General features: G+C 50.5%; 22 protein-coding genes. 18 read left to right on the top strand and 4 right to left on the bottom strand.

Annotated features, from left to right (window positions below):
- Window position 1: 1 nt before the first annotated feature.
- From LPA26_RS00230 to LPA26_RS00275, 10 genes are all read left to right on the top strand, one after another.
- Complete coding sequence (locus LPA26_RS00230; protein ID WP_229006871.1) at window positions 2-1033, top strand: VWA domain-containing protein; 1032 nt, start codon at window positions 2-4, stop codon at window positions 1031-1033.
- A complete protein-coding gene (locus tag LPA26_RS00235) occupies window positions 1030-1632 on the top strand; it encodes a hypothetical protein (protein WP_229006872.1) in 603 nt (200 codons plus the stop codon). Before LPA26_RS00230 ends, LPA26_RS00235 begins: the two co-directional genes overlap by 4 nt.
- Window positions 1633-2724, top strand: coding sequence for a vWA domain-containing protein (locus tag LPA26_RS00240; protein WP_229006873.1), 1092 nt, complete (start codon window positions 1633-1635; stop codon window positions 2722-2724).
- 21 nt (window positions 2725-2745) lie between these two features.
- A complete protein-coding gene (locus tag LPA26_RS00245; protein WP_055870615.1) occupies window positions 2746-3339 on the top strand; it encodes an SRPBCC family protein in 594 nt (197 codons plus the stop codon).
- A gap of 9 nt (window positions 3340-3348) precedes the next feature.
- A complete protein-coding gene (locus LPA26_RS00250) occupies window positions 3349-3717 on the top strand; it encodes a hypothetical protein (protein WP_229006874.1) in 369 nt (122 codons plus the stop codon).
- Between the two features lie 2 nt (window positions 3718-3719).
- Window positions 3720-4118 (top strand): thioredoxin family protein, encoded by a 399-nt coding sequence (locus LPA26_RS00255; protein ID WP_229006875.1) that lies wholly within the window; start codon window positions 3720-3722, stop codon window positions 4116-4118.
- Window positions 4119-4242: 124 nt separating this feature from the next.
- A complete protein-coding gene (locus tag LPA26_RS00260) occupies window positions 4243-5196 on the top strand; it encodes a cytochrome D1 domain-containing protein (RefSeq protein WP_229006876.1) in 954 nt (317 codons plus the stop codon).
- Window positions 5197-5414: 218 nt separating this feature from the next.
- Window positions 5415-6377 (top strand): beta-propeller fold lactonase family protein, encoded by a 963-nt coding sequence (locus tag LPA26_RS00265; RefSeq protein WP_229006877.1) that lies wholly within the window; start codon window positions 5415-5417, stop codon window positions 6375-6377.
- A gap of 232 nt (window positions 6378-6609) precedes the next feature.
- Window positions 6610-7989 carry an ATP-binding protein gene (locus tag LPA26_RS00270; RefSeq protein ID WP_229006878.1) on the top strand — a complete coding sequence of 460 codons (1380 nt, stop codon included), beginning with the start codon at window positions 6610-6612 and terminating at the stop codon, window positions 7987-7989.
- On the top strand, window positions 7986-8624 hold the full coding sequence (locus tag LPA26_RS00275; protein WP_055829898.1) for a response regulator transcription factor: 639 nt from the start codon (window positions 7986-7988) through the stop codon (window positions 8622-8624). The genes LPA26_RS00270 and LPA26_RS00275 overlap by 4 nt, the downstream gene beginning before the upstream one ends.
- Window positions 8625-8678: 54 nt before the next feature.
- Here the strand turns inward: LPA26_RS00275 and LPA26_RS00280 are convergent, their stop codons facing one another.
- On the bottom strand, window positions 8679-9575 hold the full coding sequence (locus LPA26_RS00280) for a LysR substrate-binding domain-containing protein (protein ID WP_229006879.1): 897 nt from the start codon (window positions 9573-9575) through the stop codon (window positions 8679-8681).
- Window positions 9576-9747: 172 nt separating this feature from the next.
- Here LPA26_RS00280 and LPA26_RS00285 point away from each other — a divergent pair, with 172 nt between their 5' ends.
- The 3 genes from LPA26_RS00285 to LPA26_RS00295 all read left to right on the top strand — a co-directional run bounded on the left by LPA26_RS00285 (window position 9748) and on the right by LPA26_RS00295 (window position 11670).
- Window positions 9748-10440, top strand: coding sequence for a type 1 glutamine amidotransferase domain-containing protein (locus LPA26_RS00285; protein ID WP_229006880.1), 693 nt, complete (start codon window positions 9748-9750; stop codon window positions 10438-10440).
- The gene (locus tag LPA26_RS00290) at window positions 10437-10730 is read left to right on the top strand and encodes a DUF1330 domain-containing protein (protein WP_229006881.1); all 294 of its coding nucleotides are present in this window, start codon (window positions 10437-10439) and stop codon (window positions 10728-10730) included. The genes LPA26_RS00285 and LPA26_RS00290 overlap by 4 nt, the downstream gene beginning before the upstream one ends.
- A gap of 73 nt (window positions 10731-10803) precedes the next feature.
- Window positions 10804-11670, top strand: a complete 867-nt coding sequence (locus LPA26_RS00295) for a DMT family transporter (protein ID WP_229006882.1) — start codon at window positions 10804-10806, stop codon at window positions 11668-11670.
- A gap of 42 nt (window positions 11671-11712) precedes the next feature.
- Here LPA26_RS00295 and LPA26_RS00300 read toward each other — a convergent pair whose 3' ends face one another.
- Window positions 11713-13047 carry a Y-family DNA polymerase gene (locus LPA26_RS00300; protein ID WP_229006883.1) on the bottom strand — a complete coding sequence of 445 codons (1335 nt, stop codon included), beginning with the start codon at window positions 13045-13047 and terminating at the stop codon, window positions 11713-11715.
- 133 nt (window positions 13048-13180) lie between these two features.
- On the opposite strand from LPA26_RS00300, the gene pqqA (LPA26_RS00305) reads away from it, so the two are divergent.
- Entirely contained in the window at window positions 13181-13252 is a 72-nt protein-coding gene (gene pqqA / locus LPA26_RS00305; RefSeq protein WP_081624291.1) for a pyrroloquinoline quinone precursor peptide PqqA, read from the top strand.
- Window positions 13253-13319: 67 nt separating this feature from the next.
- Here pqqA (LPA26_RS00305) and LPA26_RS00310 read toward each other — a convergent pair whose 3' ends face one another.
- On the bottom strand, window positions 13320-13946 hold the full coding sequence (locus LPA26_RS00310) for a LexA family transcriptional regulator (protein WP_229006884.1): 627 nt from the start codon (window positions 13944-13946) through the stop codon (window positions 13320-13322).
- Window positions 13947-14125: 179 nt separating this feature from the next.
- Between LPA26_RS00310 and LPA26_RS00315 the strand changes: the two genes are divergently transcribed.
- Window positions 14126-14941, top strand: a complete 816-nt coding sequence (locus LPA26_RS00315) for a sulfite exporter TauE/SafE family protein (RefSeq protein WP_229006885.1) — start codon at window positions 14126-14128, stop codon at window positions 14939-14941.
- A gap of 82 nt (window positions 14942-15023) precedes the next feature.
- Here the strand turns inward: LPA26_RS00315 and pqqA (LPA26_RS14300) are convergent, their stop codons facing one another.
- The gene (pqqA, locus tag LPA26_RS14300; protein ID WP_081624291.1) at window positions 15024-15095 is read right to left on the bottom strand and encodes a pyrroloquinoline quinone precursor peptide PqqA; all 72 of its coding nucleotides are present in this window, start codon (window positions 15093-15095) and stop codon (window positions 15024-15026) included.
- 209 nt (window positions 15096-15304) lie between these two features.
- On the opposite strand from pqqA (LPA26_RS14300), the gene LPA26_RS00320 reads away from it, so the two are divergent.
- The 3 genes from LPA26_RS00320 to LPA26_RS00330 all read left to right on the top strand — a co-directional run bounded on the left by LPA26_RS00320 (window position 15305) and on the right by LPA26_RS00330 (window position 19276).
- Window positions 15305-15961, top strand: coding sequence for a YoaK family protein (locus tag LPA26_RS00320; RefSeq protein WP_229006886.1), 657 nt, complete (start codon window positions 15305-15307; stop codon window positions 15959-15961).
- 91 nt (window positions 15962-16052) lie between these two features.
- A complete protein-coding gene (locus tag LPA26_RS00325) occupies window positions 16053-17687 on the top strand; it encodes an alpha-D-glucose phosphate-specific phosphoglucomutase (RefSeq protein WP_055870654.1) in 1635 nt (544 codons plus the stop codon).
- A gap of 35 nt (window positions 17688-17722) precedes the next feature.
- Window positions 17723-19276, top strand: a complete 1554-nt coding sequence (locus tag LPA26_RS00330) for a M48 family metalloprotease (protein ID WP_229006887.1) — start codon at window positions 17723-17725, stop codon at window positions 19274-19276.
- Window positions 19277-19295: the final 19 nt, after the last annotated feature.

Consider the following 19295-nt stretch of genomic DNA (forward strand, 5'->3'; position numbering starts at 1 on the left):
TATGTGGGATGAAGGCTTGCAAACAGCGATACTCGCTTCCGGTTTTGGAGAGCATTGGGGCTTGATGCAGCTCTGGCCACTTATTTTGCTGCCTCTGGCAGTGTTGCCCTGGGTATTACAGGGCAAACTGAGTTTCTCTCATCCGGCTTTGCAAGGGTTACCTGCCGACCCTTTGTCCGTCTGGCTGGAGCGTTCCTGGAAAGTGGCTGCCAGCCTGTTCATCCTGGCATTGAGCATGGCACTCACGGGTCCATATCTCAAATCACAAATGATAGAGAAAGTAGGCCGCGGTGCCCACGTCATGATTGTGCTGGACCGCAGTGCCAGCATGAATGAACCATTCGTGAAAAAAGGCGATGTGCAGGCGCGCCTGCCCAAAATGCAGGTCGCCCGCAATGTATTGAAAACGCTGGTTCAGCAGGGCCACGATGATTTGATGGGCATGGTGACATTCAGTACTTCACCGATTCTGGCCGCGCCTCTGGGCACGGACAGGGCGTTTGTGCAGGCGGCGCTGGATGCAACAGAAGCCGGTGGCATGGGGTTTACTGCCGTCGCGCGTGGCCTGGGAATGGCGCTGGATTACTTTGCCGATCAGCCGGTGACCGGTGCGCGCGCGATTGTACTGGTGTCGGATGGCGGCGCGCACCTGGATGGTAAAACGCAGGATATGTTACGGGCCATGGTCATGCGGCAACAAGCTTCCCTCTACTGGATCTACCTGCGTTCTGAAAACGGCGTCAGTCTCAAGCAAATCCTGGGCGAAGATGAAAATATTGATGCCTATCCCGAATACGCACTGCATGAATATTTCCAGACTTTAAATGTGCCGTATCACATGTATGAGGCCGAAAACCCGGAAGCGGTACTGGCCGCGGTGAATGATATTTCCAAGTTAAAGAATAAACCTACCCGATACCTGGAACCGGTCTCGCGACAAGACTTAAGCCAGTATGCCTATGCCATGGCGTGGCTGGTAACAGCAGTATTGCTAGGGTTAACCGGACTGGAGTTAAAGCGGTGGCAAACATGAATATTCAATGGCAAAACCGTTTGCGACGCGGCTTGCCCTGGGCGGGATTACTGTTGCTGATTGCAGTCATCATGCTGGTCAGGCAATTGATTGAAATCTACCAGGCGCAGGTGTATCGCCATAGCTTGCAACCGCACGTGCTGGTAGAAAGAAACTTGATGGATGCCAACCAGACGCCACAAGCATTATTTGCCAATGCGGTGTTTTATGACCATCAGCGAAAAACCGAGCAGGCGCTTTCGCAGTATGCCGCGCTTGTCGCTAAAGTGGCTGAAGATGACCCGCTCCGGAAACAAGCGTATTTCAATTCGGGGAATATCTACATGCGCACGGCTGTGCGTTTGCTGGAAGAGCGTGGTTTGCCTGCGTGGGATGAAGCAGGGCCGTTGGTCGCGCTAGCCAAAGAAAGTTACCAGAAAGCCTTGCGTATAGATCCCGGTTGGTCAGAGGCGAAATATAACTATCACCTGGCATTAAGGCTGGCACCGACTACCCATGGCATGTCCGGCCCGCAACAATATGAAGATGAGCAATTAAAAGCAGAGGATGAACCCAGCGGCTGGCCCGCGATGCCCGGCAATCCGAGAGGTATGCCTTAAATGCAATTCCGGTTTAATGCCTGGGCCAGGCGGTTGAGGATGCTGGTTGGCGCAGATTCCCGGCTGAATGTTTGGCGCAAACTCTCCCTGATCACTGCATTTTGCCTGCTGACCATTGCTTTGTTCAAACCGCATGCTGAATTACCCAACCGTGTGTACGACTTGTATTTCGTAGTGGATATCACGCAAAGCATGAATGTGCCTGATTACCAGGTGGCTGGCAAAAGCATCAGTCGCTTGCAGATGGCCAAGCAAAGCATACGCAAAACCTTATCGGCATTGCCATGTGGTTCTCAGGTCGCCCTGGGTATGTTTACCGAACGCAATGTGGTGAATGTGGTGGAACCGGTGGAAGTCTGTGCGCATTTCGCAGCGCTGGATCAAACAGTTGCCAGCATGGACTGGCGCATGGCCTGGGCAGCAGATTCGTTTATCGCCCACGGCTTGTATAACGCGCTGGAACAGGCGCCGCAGCTAGGCAAACAGGTGCGGGTAATGTTTTTTACCGATGGCCAGCAAGCGCCACCTGCTAATCCTAAATATATGCCGACCTATGCAGGCAAGCTGGGGGATGTGCAAGGCTACCTGGTGGGCATGGGTAAAACCACGCCCAGCAAAATTCCCAAGCTGGATGAAAAGAATGCAGTCGCCGGTTACTGGGAGCAGGAAGAAGTACAGCGCTTTGGTAATTTCGGCATGGCCGAGACCTTGTCAGTCTTGGCGATGGAACACGGTCAGCATGACCGCAATTCGGGTCAAGGCCCCGGCGCGGAGTTACTTAGTAATGCGCACCTCTCCGCGTTGGATGAGCAGAACCTTAACCGCCTAGCAAATGCCACTGGCCTGCATTATGTCCGTTTAGAGCAGGCTGGCCAAAGCAGCGGCTGGGCCACCGGATTGGGCATGACGGCCTGGCGCTGGGCAGATACCGATCTCAGGCCTTGGCTGGCTGTGCCAGCGATTGTGTGCGGATTGCTGTACCTGTTACTGACGTTTGCCGGAAGCACATGGTTCAAGTGGATGGCGCGACGCTGGCCTGGCACCACGCAAGCAATGCGGACGCTAAAGATTTCAAGTAAACAACATGTTTAGTTTTTTCTACAAGGAGCAACAATGAAATGGTCTTTATTACTGATTGGATTAATGAGTGCAAATGTGTGGGCGCATGGCCCGACACCACAGAAAACTGATGAGTCCATTCAGGTGAATACATCGGCAGACGCCGTATGGAAGCGTATCAGCGCCCCCTGCGGCCTGGCGCAATGGCACCCGCAAGTGACTGCCTGCGAAGCCGTAAATGATAGGCAGCAAAAAATAACACTTAAGAATGGCAAGCAGTTGCTGCAAGAGATTGATGAAGTGTCCGCAGGCGATATGACGGTGTCTTACCGCTTGTCTGGCGATATCGACCTGGAAGCACTGCCTGTCAGCTCGCTCAACGGCAAAATAAAAGTAAGCGCAGAGGGCGCCAATGCCAAGGTGGTTTGGACCGCACGTTACTACCGCGCCTTTACCGGGAATGAACCGCCGGCAGGGCAGGATGATGAATCTGCAAAAAATGCGGTGGATACCTTTGTCAAAGACGGCTTGCAAGGCCTGAAGGATGGTCGCAAGAATACGGCAGCTAATCAAACTGGCTGGCGCAATAAAATTTGTGTGACCATGCGCCCGTTGTTCAAAAGCCTGGGTATGTCAGTCTGCGCTTAAGTGATCGCTATGCACATGCACGCTCGCCTGTTGGCTTTATGTTTCATCGGCCTCTGTGGCAGCATGCCAGCACATGCTGCCGTCCCGGAAGCGGAATTGGTCACGCTCGTTGAAACAGATGACTCCCTCTGCCTGGCGCATGGCGGCATGCTGGTGACATTGCAATTGACTGAAGTTGCACGAGAAGGCGCGGTTGAGGTCTGGGTAGACCGCTGGTTTATGCAAGTGCAAACCGCAGACCACACCAAACATATGTTGACCGCGGCAGAGCCCTCACATGAACTTGGATGTTCGCACAGCATTGCCGGGCCACAACACTGGACCATCAGTACCATTAAACATCTGCCTGCGGGCAGCCTACCACCGCGAAAGGAATGATAATGAGCGCCGAAGCAAACATGGTCATCACGCCAGTAACGATAGAGAGCCAAGCACAGTTTAACCAGCGCGTGACCACACATGATTTCCTGATAGTGCTGTTTACCGCAAAATGGTGTGATCCGTGCCAGCCCTTTGCACCCGTGTTTGCCGAAGTCGCCGCCCAGTATCCGCATGCCGTGTTTGCGACGGCGGATATTGATCTCGCGGCAGACCTAGCTGCCAATTTTCGCGTCACAAAAGTGCCGGCCCTGATGGCGATCCGGGAGCGGGTAGTCATTGATATGGTCAACGGCGCCATGCATGCACACGAGCTGAATCATCATGTTCAGATGTGGCAAACGCTGGATATGACCACAATCACGGCACATTTTAATCAGCGTTCGTCGCCAGAACACTGATGCTTTTTGACCTCTCCCGAACTGGCGGTGAAAAATTCCCGGCAGCACGCGGGAGCACGGCTCAATCCTTTTCTGTTGAAAAAAACTACAGTGCACACATGCATCGTCACGCACACTCAGCATTTTGCAGTCCCTTAAAGCTTTACTCTGTTTAGCTGGCTTTAGCCTGCCACTTTGCGGGCTGGCGGCTAATTATGCCTACATTACCAATCAAGGTGAACATACGGTTTCGGTGATTGATATCGAGCAACAGCAAGTGATTAAAACACTGGCTGTCGGCAAAGCCCCGGTTGGCGTCACCATAGATCAGCAACAGCACAAAGTGTATGTGAGTAATGTAGAAGGGCGCTCGCTCTCGGTGATTGATATGCTGAGCCAGCAGGTGATAAACACGATTCCTTTATCGATTTCGCCGGTAGGTATCACACTCAATAAAACAGGTGACCGTTTATATGTGGCTGACTGGTATCACGCCAATGTGTTGGTGATTGCCGCAGATTCCGGCAAGACGCTGGCTGAAATTGAAGTGGGCAAAGCACCTGGTGGCTTGCAGTTGAGCAGCGATGGTGCAATGTTGTATGTCGCTAACCGGGATAGCAATGACGTCAGTGTCGTGGATACGCATACCAATAAACAAATGCATCGAATCAAGGTCGGCCAGCATCCGTTCGGCCTAGGCTTGAGTCAGGATGGTCAGCAGTTATTGGTCGTCAATGTCTATTCAAACAGCATTCATGTGATTGATACGCGCAGCAACCAGGTAGTGAATACGCTGGAGACCGGTAATCACCCTTATTGTGTGACAACAGATCGTAGCGGACGCTTGTTTGTGACCAATACCGGGGAGGACAGCGTGAATGTCATTGATCTTGCCAGTCAAAAGCTCATCCGCAAAATTCGCGTACCGGGTACGCCTGAAGGCATTGCTTACGATGCCGAGCATGAACAGGTATTGGTCGCCAGCTGGATGGACAACGTGATAGCAGTGATTGATAGCCAAAGCCTGACACTCAAAAAAGAGATTAAAGTCGGCTCGCAACCGCGCGCATTCGGCCAGTTTACAGGCAGTGTACGTTAAAAACCGACTGAATTTGGTCGCTTGAAAGACTGCATAACAAATAGTTGTCGGGAAGTTTTCCCAGTGAAATCAGGAAGCATCCCGCTATTGATGAAAAACCTGAACGCATAATATGCACTATCAATTTAAATTCTTCGATTTAATTGATTTGCATAAAGTATATCTCCATGTACAGGCCGGTTGTTGCAGCAATCGGCCAATTTTTTAAAAGGCACTCTATGCAAAAAACACTGCAACAATCTCTCATCGCGGCAGCTTTCATCAGCCTCTCTTACTCCATTTTTGCACAGCCATTCGCCTATGTGCCCAATGAAAAAGATGGCACGGTGTCCGTCATTGACACCACTACCGATGAAGTCATCAAACAGTTTCCTTCTAAAGGCAGGCTGGGCAAAAAAGTCCAGGCAGCCGCGATTCACCCAACTAACCAAAAACTGTATGTCGTCGTGCGGGATAAAAACGCAGTCGCCGTGGTGGATATTGAAAAAGGTAAACAAACTGCCTTGATTAAAGTGGGTGACGAACCGGAAGGCATAGATATTTCACCGGATGGAAAATTGCTGGCCGCCTGCCTGGAGGAAGAAAATGCGGTGGCGCTGGTGGATTTAAACACCAACAAGGTCAAACACACCATCGCTACCCAAGGCAAGAATCCTGAACACTGTGTATTTTCACCCGACCAGCAATGGCTGCTGGCGAGCAATGAAGAGAGCAATAATGTCGATGTAATTAATTTAAAGTCACTGAAGTCCGAGCATTTGATTGCCGCGACCAAACATCCACGAGGGGTTGGCTTTAGCCCGGATGGCCAGTGGGCTTATGTTGCAAACGAAGCTGCCAGTTTGCTGGAAATCGTGTCTACCACAGACTGGACAGTGCAGGCCAATATTAAAGTGGGACTGCGCTCCAATGGCGTCAAGGTTAATGCCGATGGCAGCCGTATCTATGTCAGTAATGGTGGTGACCATAATGTCAGTGTGATTGATAGCACTACGCAGCAAGTGATTGCGACCATTGATGTCGGGCAAAGGCCGTGGAATATGGCGCTGACGCCGGACGGCAAAAAACTGTATGTTGCCAATGGGCGTAGCAATAATGTGTCGGTGATCGATACTCAAACCAATACCAGATTAAAAGACATCGCCGTAGGTAATTTACCGTGGGGCGTGGTGATTCATTAACCCCTGCATATTCCCGGCACTTGTGCCAACATCGTGTAAGCGCTTTTTGAGGGTGTGATGGCTAAACTGACCCATCCAGTACCAGCGGCTAGCCCAGCTGGTTAATCCTTAAGCGTACTTCAAGTTCATGCCCTACCATCCTATAATAGGGTGGTTTTCTATTCATGCCTGCGTATGAATTGGGAAAAACTCCCGATAGATTTTGGGCAATAAACTTTACAATCCGCTGAGCATGATGAAATCCTTCAGTTTACAGTTCAAACTCAACCTGACTATTACCTTGTTATTGCTCGGGTTGCTGTTCACCTGGGCGATTTCCGTGATCAAAAATGCGCGGGAAGATGTCCTGGCAGAAGTCGAGTCAACGACCAACCTGGTGATTCATTTGCTGGACGCGCAAATTGCACATTACATGAACGATTTTGGCTGGCTTGACCGCAGTGAAAAAGGCGAAATCAATATTTTCAAGCTGGAAGAGTTAATGAATATCCGGCATTTGAAAGTGGATTTTCTTGACCCTACCGGTCATTTGCGTGAGTCTAACCGCACGACGCGCGTAGAACATGATGGCGAAGACCCGCCCAGGTGGTTTGTGAGTTTGCTGGATATTTCCAGTGTGTTGAATGAACCCAAACGCAAAAACATTATTATCAATGGCCGCTTCATTGGAGAGCTGGTCATCACCCCGGACCCCAGTTTTGAACTGCGGGAAATTTGGGAAGATACTTCCGGCCTGCTGGCGATCGTCGGTTTTTTTGGCTTGAGTGTGCTGTTTTTTGTTTATCTGGCGGTGCGCACTACATTTAAGCCAGTGAAGCAGATTATTCATGGTTTAAACCAGATCGAACATGGTGAATATCAAAGCCGCTTGCCCAGTTTTGAGCAGATTGAATTACGCGAGATCAGCGACAAATTCAACAAGATGGCGAGTACGCTGGAACAGAGTATCCGCAATAATCACCGGTTGACCCAGCAGATTATTCATTTGCAGGAAGAAGAACGTAAAAAGCTGGCGCGTGACCTGCATGATGAAATCGGCCAGTACCTGACCGCGGTCCACATCGATGCCAGCGCGATGGTGGCGGCCAAGAAACTGACGGTTGCGCGTGAAAGTGCCACCGCCATTGCGCAGATCACGCGGCAGATGATGTTCACCATCCAGGATTTGCTGGCCCGTTTGCGGCCACGCGTTCTGGATGAGCTGGGATTAAGCCTGGCACTGGCAGAGTTGATTCACCACTGGCATGACCGTAACCGCAACATCATGGTGGTGAATGATATTTCCAATCACCTGATGCAGCCGGATGAATCGGTAGCGGTGACGGTATACCGCATTGTGCAGGAGTGCCTGACCAATATCAGCAAACACGCTGCGGCCAGCCGTGTCACTATTGAAGTGACTGATACCGACCAAGGTCTTTATTTATTGGTAGAAGATGATGGCCGTGGGTTTGATACCGCTGTGCCTAGTCGCGGATATGGTTTGGCAGGCATGCAGGAAAGAGTTGAAGGATTAATGGGCACCATGAACATCACCAGCACGCCTGGCCAGGGTACGCGCATAGAAGTGCGTTTTCATAAAACAGATAAATTCCAGGATATAGCGTCATGACAGTGAGAGTTGTTTTAGTGGATGATCATACTGTGGTGCGCTCAGGCTTGCGGCGGCTGTTGGAAAGCCATAAGTCGATTGAAATTGTGGCCGAAGCGGATACCGGTGAAATGGCCTATCAAATCTATGGCGAGGTAGCGCCAGATGTAGTGTTGATGGATATTTCCATGCCCGGCATGGGAGGCCTGGAAGCCGCCAAACGTATTTTGCAACGTTACCCGCAAGCCAAAATTGTGATCTTCTCCATGCATGAAGCTGTTTCGTTTGCGGCACAGGCATTAAAAACAGGCGTGAAAGGCTATGTGACTAAAACCGGTGCCGCCAATGACTTATTGCAAGCAGTGCTGGATGTCTCGAAAGGTAAAACTTTCCTCAGCCAGGATGTCGCGCAAAAAGTAGCGCTGCAAACCTTGATAGGGGAAAGTAATCCTTTGCAACAACTGACTTCGCGCGAGTTTGAAGTATTCCGCCTGTTAGCCGAAGGCAAGCGGGTTGAAGATGTTGCAGATATGCTCAAAATCAGCCAAAAGACGGTCGCCAATTACTACACATTAATCAAGCAAAAGCTGTCGGTGAACAGCCCGGTGGAAATGGTCAGGCTGGCGATGAAGCATGGTCTGATTGATACAGAGTAACTTGCCAACTTTGCACAGACTTTAAATTCTCCGATCTCTCATCCCATTTATAGCCTAAAGCGAACGCGCCACTTCTTCAATCAGCGAACGTAGCCAGCGATGTGCCGGGTCATGCCGGTACCTGACATGCCAGGCAATATCAATCGGGAAAGTGCCAAGATCTACCGGCGTGGCTAAAATTTTCAAGCGTGTGTCATTCGCCAGGCGCCGGCAAATCTGGTTTGGCAACGTGGTGCAATAATCCGTGACTGAAATCACTTCCGGCACCGACAGGAAGTGCGTGACTGACACCGCCACTTCACGCTTTAACCCTTGTCTGTCCAATGCCTGAAACAAGCCCGCACGCATGCGCCCGGGTGGCATCACATTCACATGTTTTAAATGCTCATATTGTTCTTTGGTGATTGTATCGCCTACCGTCGGGTGGTCTGCCCTCACCACGCACGCCAGGCTATCTTCCATTAAGTGCTGCACGATTAAATTATCAGGCGGGTCAATGATCCGTCCCAACACCAGTGCCGTTGTACCGGAAATGACGCCCGTTTCGGCCAGGTCGTTGCCGTAAGGGATAATGCGCAATTTGATTCCCGGCGCCTGTTCCCGTAGTTTTGCCACGATAGCGGGCACCAGGACATATTCGACATAACTGTTAGGCGCGACGGTGAATAGCAGATTCGCGCTGGCCGGGTCGAATGCCTGTTGCTCCAGCACCAGTTCATCCAATTGTCCAATCGCCAGCATGATGCCTGGTGCCAATGCTTCGGCTTTCTGGGTCGGTTGCATGCCATAGCGTTCCCGGATGAACAGCGGGTCCTGGAGGATATCCCGCAGGCGGTTTAATGCATTTGATAATGCGGGTTGCGTAATCCCCAGTTGATCAGCTGCGCGCGTGGCGCTGCGTTCTTCCATTAAAGCGATGAATACACGTAAAAGATTCAGGTCGTAACGCATGTCAGTTATTCTGTTTATGAATAACTAAAATATACATAATAAATTTCATAAATGGAATGAAAGAGATCATTATTCTTTCATGTGATTGCTTAGGTAAAAAAGAAAGCCATTACAACTCAACTTAGCTGGCATTTGAATGCCTTATTATTTTTATCCATCAAGGAGCACTTAAATGAATATATTAATTGTACTGACCTCGCATGACACCCTTGGCGACACAGGCCGTAAAACCGGATTTTGGCTGGAAGAGCTGGCCGCACCCTATTATGTTTTTAAAGCAGCAGGTGCCAAGTTGACACTCGCTTCACCAAAAGGCGGGCAGCCGCCACTGGACCCGAAAAGCAATGAGCCGGATTTCCAGACCGACGACACCAGAAGATTTGAGCAAGATGCCGAGGCCAAAGCGGCGCTGGCTAACACCGTACCCTTAAATTCCGTTTCACATCAGGCGTTTGATGCGGTGTTTTATCCCGGTGGACATGGCCCATTATGGGATCTTGCTGAAGATACACATTCCATCAGCTTGATTGAGTCTACCCTAAATGCCGGTAAACCGGTTGCGCTGGTATGCCATGCGCCAGGCGTGTTGCGCCATACCAAAAAAACCGACGGTAGCCCGCTAGTTGCAGGCAAAAAAGTGACTGGCTTTACCAATTCTGAAGAAGAGGCGGTGGGCCTGACCAATGTCGTCCCTTTCCTGGTGGAAGATGAGTTAAAAAAACTGGGTGGTGATTACGCCAAAAGCGATGACTGGCAATCATATGTGTTGCAAGATGGCTTGCTGATCACCGGCCAGAATCCGGCTTCATCTGCGCAGGCGGCCACTACATTGATTCAATATTTGCAGGCTAAAAGTACATCATGAGCGCCTATGTAGTCATGATCCGCGAACAAACGCTGGATCAGGTCGAAATGGATACTTATGCCAGCCAGGCCCCTCTCGCGAGGGAGGGGCATCCGGTGACGCCGCTGGTCAGGTATGGCGCATTGAGTATCCTGGAAGGCCCTGCGTTTGAAGGATGCTTGATTCATCGCTTTCCCACAGTCGAGGCCGCTGAGACCTGGTATCACAGCCCGCAATACCAGCATGCAGTCAAACACAGGCATAAAGGCGCGCAGTATCGGGTATTCATTGTCGAAGGGGTTGACGGCTAGGGTCTTACTTTGTGAGTATGTGGCCCTTGCTGCAATGAACATTCCAGACTGAGTTATATATAAAGAAAAATAAATGAGCAATAGCAAAACCTATTTAATGGCCACCATGGCTGCAATTTTCTGGGGAGCAAATTTCAACCTGGCGCGTCCGGTGCTGGCTGAAATGAGCCCTTATGTTGCGGGTGCCAGCCGCTATGTTTTGGCGGCCGCGGTCATGATATTGATTGCGCAGATGAGAAAAGAAGCCACGCCTTTAAGGCACTGGCAGGCGTATCTCACATTGGGTGTGGTGGGCGTTTTTGGTTTTAACCTGTTTTTCTTTCTGGGTATGGAGACTTCCTCAGCGATCAACGGCGCCCTGATCATGGGGTTGAATCCTTTATTAACCGCTATCCTTGGCTATTTGATTCTTGGCGATAAGCCGAGCAATCGCCAACTGGTCGCATTCCCGGTGGGGATAGCAGGGGTTGCAATAGTGGTGCTGGGCGCAGGCGCACAATTGACGATTTCCGTAGGGGATATCTATCTTTTAATCGCCACCCTGAACTGGGCGCTCTACAATGTATTGGTGAAAAAGATGATGCCAAAAAACGTGAGTGGCATCGCGAATACCGAAGGCATTATGACCGTTGGTGCAATTGTATTGAGCATTGCCGCCTGCCTGCATGCGGATAGTGTTTCCTTGCATGGCATCCATGCAGGTGCGGCTCTCCTGATGATGTCTTTGGGCGGCGGGGTGTTGGCTTATCTATTTTGGAACGCGAGCATCTCTCATCTCGGACCATCCAAGGCGGCGATTTTTATGAACCTTGTACCAGTGACCACCATGATCATTGCCGCTTTTGAGCATATGCCACCTACGCCTGCCCAGTTGTTTGGGGCGTTTCTGATTATTAGTGCGGTGACTTTTAGTTCTGTTTCATTATCGAAACCGGGCTGACAAAGGCGGGTGAATGAAACCGGATTAACGGCCCGTAGCTAATTAATCTACTTCTAGTAAGTCGTCCCAACTGGTGGTGTAACGCGGACTCATCATTTCCTGTTTCATTCGCCACGGTTGCTTGATATCCAGGCCCCTGTGTTTTTGCACTCCCTCGCTGGCAAGTTTGATAGTGGCACGGCCCATTTTTTGATTGATGGTATCTATGGTCTGCATCAGCCGCACAGACTTTTCATGGACGCTGGAAGTATCAAACATGTCCTGTTGCTGCGTATGCGTTGTCGCCAGTTCGCGCAATGAAACGCCAGCTTTCATATAATCAAACCCGGGCCGGTAAATCTGCCGTAGCGCCTTGAATGCAGCCTCCACCAGGCGCAACGTGCTGTTGGTTGGCGTGTGCAGCGGTAGGTTGAACCCATTTTCATATTGCTGCTCGATGTCGCGGAATGGGCTGGTGCGGATATACACATACACACATCCGGCAAACATCTGGCGCTGGCGTAATTTCTCGCCTGCGCGCGTGGTGAGCAGGGTGACCGCTTCTTCCAGAGTTTGCAGGTCACGTACCGTCTGGCCAAAACTGCGTGTGCTGAGGATCTGCTGGTGTGGCCCGCGAATCTGATCCAGTTCCAGGCAAGTCGTGCCATTCAGTTCCCGCACGGTTTTTTCCAGCACCACACTAAATTTTTTGCGCATGGTGGCAGCCTCGCTACGTTTCAGGTCGTAAGCGGTGTAAATTTCAAGGTCATTGATTTTTTTGGATAATCCACGGCCTATTCCCCAAACCTTGCCTACCGGAATGTCGCGCAAATTGGCGTCTATATCAGCTTCAGCCATCATATTAAAATTACACACACCATTTAAAGTGAACTGTTGTTTGGCGCAGTGATTAGCCATTTTTGCCAGGGTCTTGCTGCTGCCTATACCTACGCATACCGGCAGGTCGGTTCCTTGCAGAACGGTTTGCCGCAGTTTTTGCGCATATTCAGTGAGGTCAACATGCGTGAATCCGCTTAAATCCAGAAACGATTCGTCGATAGAGTAGATTTCCTGGGACGGACTGAATTGCCGCAAAATTGACATTACGCGGTTGCTCATGTCAGCGTAAAGGGCATAGTTTGATGAAAGAACAAACACATTTTCCTGCTCGATAAATTTGCGGATCTTGAACCACGGTGCACCCATTGCAATGCCCAACGCTTTGGCCTCACTACTGCGGGAAATGACACAACCGTCGTTATTACTCAAAATAACGACTGGCCGGTTGCGTAATTTGAGGTTGAATACGCGCTCACAACTCACGTAAAAGTTATTCACGTCCACGAGGGCGATGGCTCGCGTTGCGGGCTGTTCTGCGCTGGAAGTATTTATTTGCATGAGGGATGTTTCATGAAATTCTTTAAAGGTTGTTCATGATCTGCAATAGCATATTTTTTAAACCCCGGACCGATAATACATTCACACCAGCCAGACATGGGGTCGGGTCGGTGAATCAAATAAGGAGATCAACATGTGGACTAAACCAGCTGCTACTGAAATGCGTTTTGGCTTTGAAGTCACTATGTACGTAATGAACAAATAAGTTTGTTTATACGTTCAAGAAACCCGGTGATCTGTTTCGGATACCGGGTTTTTTATTAGCCATACGACTACCTGAAGCGCCGGAACGAGCCAATCACTACTCCCCAGATTTGAAACTGCATAGGCTCCTGGATAATAATCGGAGCATACTTCCCGGAGGCATTGGCCGGTAACAGTTTCGGGCTGCCATCTTTTTGCGCTGCCAGGGTTTTAATGGTAAATCCGCCATCCACCATCGCCAGTACAATATCGCCAACCACTGCTACCTTTCCTTTATCAATCACGGCTTTGTCGCCCGGCATCAAGCCCACTTCAATCATGGATTCGCCCTGGATGGTTACAAAAAAAGTGGTATCCGCCTGGTCAATCAGGTATTCGTTTGGGTCCAGCCGTTTATCCACATGATCATCTGCCGGAGAAGGGAAGCCGGCCGGGACTTTGGATTGAAATAGCGGTAAGCTGATGGCCTGCAAATCCTCCGCGGGATGATCAAATACTTCTACGGCATCCAGGTTTGCTTTCAGCTGGCGCAGGCGTTGCTTTGCAGCATAAGCTTCCATCAGGTTACTCACCACCGGTTTCTGGCTGGCAGGAATGCGGATAACAATGGTTTCTTCCAGGCGCGTGGTAGATCCGGGCTTGCGTCCGGCACCTGGTCTTTTACCGCCTCTTGATTTTTGGCTTTCGTTGCTCATTGATTTATTGTAACAAAAAATCAATCTTCACTAAGCCATATTTTTGAGGTTTACTCAAACTTAATTCTTTTAATCTTAAATCTTGCTCACATCAGCATCTCACCATTTTCATGGCTATGCATGAATAGAGTTGAGGCTAGCAGTTATACTGTCTCACTTTGTTGTTGCTGGTGATTTACATGGAGTGGATACAACTTTTTATTGAGCAATACGCATTGCTTTGCCTGATCGGCGTAGTCGTTGGCATCTTGTCCGGTTTGCTCGGCATCGGTGGCGGGATTGTGCTGGTACCTATGTTGCACGCCATTCTTGTCGCAAAAGAGTTTTCAGCGGATGCCGCTTTTCATATGGCGCTGGCAACCTCAATGGCATGTATTGTGTTTACCTCGCTTTCCAGTATTACTGCCCATCATAAAAACCAGAATATCGTCTGGCCGTATGTGTGGTCTATGGTGCCTATGGCTTTTATAGGCTCTTTACTGGCAACTTTGGTGGCGATTCATCTGGATGCGTTTTACCTGACATTATTTTTTGCCGCATTTACTTTTTTCGCCGCCATCCAGCTATTTCTGGACCGCAAACCAACGCAGCACAAAGTGCCCGGTAAGGTTGAAATCAGCCTGGTTTCATTATTGATAGGCATCATCTCTGCTTTGGTGTCTATTGGCGGCGGTACGCTGACAGTACCTTATCTCGCCATGCGTAATGTGTCGGTAAAGCAGGCCATCGGCACTTCAGCCGTACTAGGTTTCCCCATCGCACTGGCAAGTACTGTCAGTTATTTGCAGGATGCCCTGCGTCAATCCGAACATGCGCCGGATACTTTCGGGTTACTTTATCTGCCCGCAATCATGCTGATTGCGCCATTCAGCGTGCTATTTGCCCCGGCGGGCGTGGCGTTGACCAAACGATTGCCGGTTAAGGTGTTAAAGAGGATTTTTGCTGTCTTCCTGATGGGGGTAAGTGTGAACTTGCTCTGGTCGCAGCTGGCATAAGTATATTTTCGACAGGCAACAAAAAACCCGCTGTTTAGCGGGTTTTTTGTTCAGCCTAAACTTGTAGTGATACAAGCGCTGATTATTTGTTCATTACGTACATAGTTACTTCAAAGCCAAAACGCATTTCAGTAGCAGCTGGTTTAGTCCACATGATAATCTCCTTTGGTTGTTGATGTAAGTGCATCAATGCTGATGTACTTGTATGACTCCCACTATACTTGCTTGTTTCAAATTGATCCTGAATGGATCACGTAAAAGCGGCTCATGATTTTACGTAGTTGGGGCAAAGGATTTTTGTTGTTGCCGTACGCTAGCAGCGTAGAATATGGGACACAAATCATCGAAAAATGAGGGTGTGACATGATGCAGCGCTTGCCTCGCTGGGTAGAGTGGGGCGGATTTCTACTGGCCATGAATGCTGGCTTTGTGAATGCAGTCGGTGTGTTGGGCTTCCGCCACCAGGCGGTTTCGCACCTGACCGGAATTTCTACTTTTTTCTCAATTGAAATCATGCGGGGTGACAGCTTGCAAGTGATGCATTTGTTGTGCGTCATGATTTTCTTTGTGCTGGGCGCGATTATTAGCGGCGTGGTGATAGGCCACGAGGCACTCAAGCTTGGCAGGCAATATCATCTTGCATTGTGGATAGAAGCCGGATTGCTGACATTATCCGTGTTATTGCTGAATCACGGCTGGCTTAGCGGGCAGTGCCTGGCTTCTGCCGCCTGTGGGTTACAGAATGCGATGACCAGTACCTTTAGCGGGGCCGTCGTGCGCACCACGCATGTGTCGGGCTTGTTTACTGATATCGGCATTGCGCTGGGCCTGCGCATACGGGGGCAAGCCGTCGATAAAAGGCGGCTTACATTATATTTAATACTGATTGGTGGTTTTGTTACTGGCGGTGTGCTGGGTGCCTGCAGTTTTATGCGTTGGCAATTCAATGCCCTATGGTGGCCTGTGTGCCATATTATCGGCTTGTCAGTGCTGTATTTCAGTCTCCGGCATCGCGCTTGATAAACGCTGGTATTGACCATCCACATAAAACTGTCACTAATTTGTAATACAATCAAACTTAGAATTTTTAACATTTCAAGAAGCTAAGGCTATGTCGATTCAAACTGTTGCAACCCAACCATTCACTGACCAAAAGCCCGGTACCTCGGGATTACGCAAAAAAGTACGTGTATTCCAGCAGCCGCATTACCTGCAAAATTTCGTACAGAGTATTTTTGACACCCTGGAAATCCCGGCCGGTGCGACGCTGACAGTCGGCGGTGATGGGCGTTTTTATAACAAAGAAGCGATCCAGATCATCATCAACATGGCAGCAGCCAACGGCTTTGCCAAAGTACTGGTTGGTCAAAACGGCATCCTGTCTACGCCGGCTGCTTCCAATATCATCCGCAAATACCAAACCTTTGGCGGCATTATTTTATCGGCCAGCCACAATCCCGGCGGCCCTGATGATGACTTTGGGATCAAGTACAACACCAGCAATGGTGGCCCGGCACCAGAAAAAATCACGGATACGATTTTTTTGAATAGCACGCAAATCCAAGCGTATAAAATAGTCGATGACCTGCCTGAGATAGATTTGTCTTCCGTAGGTATGACCACGCTGGATGGTTTTACCGTAGAAGTCATAGACGCGGTGGCTGATTACGCAGATTTGATGGAGAGCATGTTTGACTTTGCGGCGATCAAGCGCTGGCTGGCAGATGGGCATCGCCTGAAATTTGACGCCATGCACGCAGTGACCGGCCCCTATGCCAAAGAAGTATTCGTAAACCGGCTCGGCGCGCCAGCCACCAGTTTGATGAACTGCGAAGTTTCGGAAAACTTTGGGGGCGGCCACCCTGACCCTAACCTGACTTATGCAGAAGAGCTTGTGGCCATCGCTTACGGCGAGCAAGCACCCGATTTTTCTGCTGCTTCTGACGGTGATGGCGACCGCAATATGATTCTCGGTAACCGTTTCTTTGTCACGCCCTCTGACAGCCTGGCCTTGATTGCTGCTAATGCCAAATTGATTCCGGCCTACGCCAACGGCTTGTCTGGTGTGGCGCGCTCCATGCCTACCAGCGGCGCGGTTGACCGCGTGGCGGCCAAGCTCGGCATTGATTGCTATGAAACCCCCACTGGCTGGAAGTTTTTCGGCAACCTGATGGATGCGGGCAAAGTGACCTTGTGCGGTGAAGAAAGCTTTGGTACAGGCAGCGACCACGTGCGCGAAAAAGACGGTTTGTGGGCAGTGTTGTGCTGGCTCAATCTGCTGGCGGCGACTGGCGAAAGCGTAGAGTCGCTGGTACGCAAACACTGGCAGCAATATGGGCGTAACGTGTATTCCCGCCATGATTATGAAGCCGTGCCGACCGCCCCTGCGCAAGCCGTGATGAGCCATGTAAAACAGCAGTTTGAAACTTTGCCGGGCCAGGTGTTTGGCAGTTATACCGTCCACACGGTGGATGACTTCAGCTATACCGATCCTATCGATAGTTCTATCAGCACCGGGCAAGGCTTGCGTATCCTGTTTACTTGCGGCTCGCGTGTCGTGATTCGTCTCTCTGGCACCGGGACTGAAGGTGCAACCATCCGGGTTTACCTCGAGGCATACACTCAAGACGCTGCTCAGCAACAACTGGATGCCCAGGATGCTTTGGCGGAACTGATTTCAGTCTCTAACCAGATTTCGAACTTGCCATTATTAACCGGCAGGCAACAACCCACTGTGATTACTTAGAGCAATAGCTACGCACACGATCAGGGTGAGTAAAAATGATTAAAAAAAGCATTTTTTGGCCGGTGTTATTGTCTGTTGCATTGGTCGCTTGCGGCATCAATCCCGTGACCAAGCAACGTGAGTTCCAGTTCGTCTCGCAGGACAAGGAAATCCAGATCGGCCAGCAAAATTACAGTCCTGCCCGCCAGTCACAAGGCGGCGATTATGTCCTGGACACTGAATTGACCCGTTATGTGCAGCAAGTAGGGCAGAAGCTGGCAGCAGTGTCCGACCGTCCGGATTTACCATATGAGTTTGTGGTATTGAATGACTCTGTCCCGAATGCCTGGGCCATGCCCGGCGGCAAGATTGCATTCAACCGCGGCCTGCTTTACGAGTTGCACAGTGAGGCCGAGCTGGCTGCCGTGCTGGGACACGAGATTGTGCATGCAGCCGCCCGCCATGGTGCCCAGGGCATGGAACGCGGCATGTTTATGCAGGGGGCAATGCTGGCGGTAGGCCTGGCTACCCGCGATTCCAATTATGCCAACCTGGTGGTGGGTGGTGCGCAATTGGGCGGCCAGCTGATTACCAGCAAGTATGGTCGTGACGCCGAATCAGAAGCTGATACCTATGGTATGAAGTATATGAAACTGGCTGGATATGATCCGGCCGCGGCCGTCACTTTGCAGGAAACTTTTGTCCGGCTGAGTGAAGGCAAGCGGCAGGACTTTATCAGTGGCCTGTTTGCCAGCCATCCGCCATCGCAAGCGCGGGTCGATGAAAACAAAAAAACACTGGCTGAGCTTGGCCCGGGCGGCGAAATGGGCAAAGAAGTCTATGCCGAGAAGGTCACCAAGTTGATGACGACGCGTGAAGCGTATAAAGCTTACGACGAAGGCAAAGCAGCTTTACAAAAAGGCGATGCCGATAAGGCGAAATCCTTAGCCAAAAAAGCCATTAGCATAGAGCCCAAGGAAGCCCGCTTTCAGGAGTTGTTGGGCGATATTGCGCTGACGCAAAAGAACACTACCGAAGCCCTGGCTTTGTATGACAAAGCTATCAAGATGCAACCTGACTATTTCAAACCGTATGTACAAAGTGGCATTGCCCTGTTCAACGCAGGTAAAAAGGAACAGGCAGAACCTTTCCTGAAAAAAGCCAATGCCTTGCTGCCAACTGCACCCGGCTATGCCCTGCTGGGGCAAATTGCAGAAGGCCGTGGCGAATCAGCGCTGGCATTGCAACATTATCAATTGGCTGCCAGCTCAGATTCAGACATAGGCAAGGATTCTGCCGCTCGCGCTATGCGCCTTGACTTGCCACGCAATCCGGGACGCTACCTGCCTTCGGGCCCGATCGCCGATAATACCGGCCTGGTATATGCCGCCGTGCAAAACAATAGCAATGTCGCCGTGGGTCGCGTCCAGGTCAGGATGCTGCAATACGATAACCGTGGCCGTCTGGTCAATCAGACGCGGCCTATGCTGATCACCGGCGGCATTCCTCCTGGCAAGCGTGGCTCGGTAGAAACAGGGATACGTATCCAGGATCAGGCCTCGTTACAGTTTTTCCGTGTGGTGGTTGAAGGGGCCGAGTTGGCGCGGTAGTGCCTGCTGAGTGGGAAGA

Source organism: Methylophilus sp. Leaf408 (genome assembly GCF_916856905.1).
GTDB lineage: Bacteria > Pseudomonadota > Gammaproteobacteria > Burkholderiales > Methylophilaceae > Methylophilus.